Here is a 494-nt window from a genome sequence, read left to right as displayed (position 1 = left end):
ATCCCGTCCTCGAGGTGGTCGACGTCGTAGCCCCGCTCCGCGAGCGTGCCCGCGACGTACTCGCTGGCGCCGCCCTTCGCACAGAGGACGGTCACCTCGCGGTCGTCGGGGATCCGGTCGAGGACCTCGTCGTCGATCTCGTCGTCGAGGAACTCGAAGTACGGGACGTTGATCGACGTGACGGTCTCGCCGTCGATGCGCCACTCTTCGTAGTCGGACCGCATGCGCGCGTCGAGGATCGTGACGTCCTCGCCGGCGTCGATTCGGCCTTTGAGCGAGTCCGGGTCGACGGAGTCGACGTCGACGTCCGGAGTCGGAAAGTCGTCGGCGTTCATGTTTCGCAGTCGCTCCTACCGGACCGACGCACAAAAGCATTTTCATAGTATTTCCTTTTCTAAGCAATACTACTCGCCCGCAGATTCGGATATACGCGGATGGGTCCGTCGCTACCGCTCTTGTGAACCGTCTTAACCGGTTCGGCGTTATACAGTAGT

1 protein-coding gene is annotated in these 494 nt (G+C 61.5%); it reads right to left on the bottom strand.

What is annotated here, in order from left to right; all coding sequences use genetic code 11:
* On the bottom strand, positions 1-335 hold a 335-nt coding region (locus DVK03_RS19425), incomplete at its 3' end, for a rhodanese-like domain-containing protein (protein ID WP_255409758.1).
* Positions 336-494: the final 159 nt, after the last annotated feature.

This window comes from Haloferax sp. Atlit-109R, assembly GCF_003665865.1.
In the GTDB taxonomy this organism is placed as follows: domain Archaea; phylum Halobacteriota; class Halobacteria; order Halobacteriales; family Haloferacaceae; genus Haloferax; species Haloferax volcanii.
The sequence above is the reverse complement of the archived record's forward strand: the minus strand, read 5'-3'. Positions and strand labels throughout refer to the sequence as shown.